This is a genomic window from Chryseobacterium sp. HMWF035 (genome assembly GCF_003094695.1).
In the GTDB taxonomy this organism is placed as follows: Bacteria; Bacteroidota; Bacteroidia; order Flavobacteriales; family Weeksellaceae; genus Chryseobacterium; species Chryseobacterium gambrini.
Map to the genome: position 1 here is coordinate 1 of NZ_QEHP01000128.1, position 1418 is coordinate 1418.

Below are 1418 nucleotides of genomic sequence, written 5' to 3' on the forward strand. Positions count from 1 at the left end.
GTAATTATCACTTTTTATTGATAAAATTATTACGCTAAATTATTGATTAAATGATATTTATAATTTATAATAAATCACAATTAAGTAGAAATAATAAAATTATATTAAATGAAAAATAATATTATGAATTTTCTATTTCAATTTGAGTTTTTTTCGTCAAAGATTTAAAGACCAATTCATACGACTGATCGATCATTTTCAGAATTAAGTCTTTTTTTAAACCGTCTATAACCACAGAGTTCCAATGGGTTTTGTTCATATGATAAGCGCCTGTAATTTGCGGATGCTGTTCGCGAAGTTCTGCGCTCCATTCCGGATCTGTTTTTACGTTGATTCCGAGAGGCTGTCTTTCAAGACCCATCAATAAAAATACTTTCGTTCCTACTTTTAGCACAAGGGTTTCGTTATCAAAAGGAAAACTTTCGGTTACTCCTTTTTTCGATAAACAATAGTCCAGAATTTCGTTAGCGTCCATTAAATTGGTTTAAAAATTGAGAGTTCAATATTATTAAAATTTTGTAAATTTAGTAGGGAAATTCTTCAATTATTAATTAAAATCAAATTCTTTATGAAAGCTTTAGTTATCGGCGCAACAGGTGCTACAGGAAAAGACCTTGTGAATCAGTTACTTCAGGATAAAGATTTTGAAGAAGTAAATATTTTTGTGAGAAAACCTCTTGAAATTGAAAATGATAAACTTAAGGTGCATATCGTTAATTTTGAAAAACCTGAAGAGTGGAAAAGTGAAGTAAAAGGTGATGTTGCATTTTCCTGTCTCGGAACAACTTTAAAAGCAGCCGGAAGCAAGGAAGCACAAAGAAAAGTAGATTTTGATTATCAGTACGAATTTGCAAAAGCTGCCAAAGAAAATAATGTAGACGATTATATTCTGGTTTCTGCTTACGGAGCGAATCCCCAATCTAAAATTTTCTATTCTAAAATGAAAGGTGAACTGGAGGATGCTGTAAAACAACTCCATTTCAATAAAATAACCATTTTCAAACCGGGAATGCTGGAAAGAAAAGATTCCGACAGAACGGGAGAAGTTTTGGGAAGCCGTATTATTAAATTTGCCAATAAATTAGGACTTTTAGAAAGTCAGAAACCTTTACCGACAGATGTTCTGGCAAAAGCAATGATTAATTCTTCCAAGATTAAAAGCAATGGCTATTCCAGTATAAAATTGGGAAATATTTTTTGTTTTGCGGAGAAGAGTAATGATTAACTTTTGATTTCGACTCTATTTAACTATATTTTAACCAAATAGAGTCGAATACATTTTGAATCAGTTATACAAATTAACCAAACTCTGAATTTAACTTTTTGGCATAATACTGAAAAATAGTTGGTAGAATCCTATCAAAAACTCATTGTTAGGCTGTTTGGAGGAAGTTTTATGAAACGTGTTTCATAAAACT

The 1418-nt window shown here is 30.8% G+C and carries 2 protein-coding genes; one reads left to right on the forward strand and one right to left on the reverse strand.

Annotation, left to right across the window (positions count from 1 at the left end):
• Positions 1 to 121: 121 nt before the first annotated feature.
• Positions 122 to 475 (reverse strand): MmcQ/YjbR family DNA-binding protein, encoded by a 354-nt coding sequence (locus DD829_RS19885; RefSeq protein WP_116548093.1) that lies wholly within the window; start codon positions 473 to 475, stop codon positions 122 to 124.
• Positions 476 to 568: 93 nt separating this feature from the next.
• Here DD829_RS19885 and DD829_RS19890 point away from each other — a divergent pair, with 93 nt between their 5' ends.
• Complete coding sequence (locus DD829_RS19890; RefSeq protein WP_116548094.1) at positions 569 to 1225, forward strand: NAD(P)H-binding protein; 657 nt, start codon at positions 569 to 571, stop codon at positions 1223 to 1225.
• Positions 1226 to 1418 lie beyond the last annotated feature (193 nt).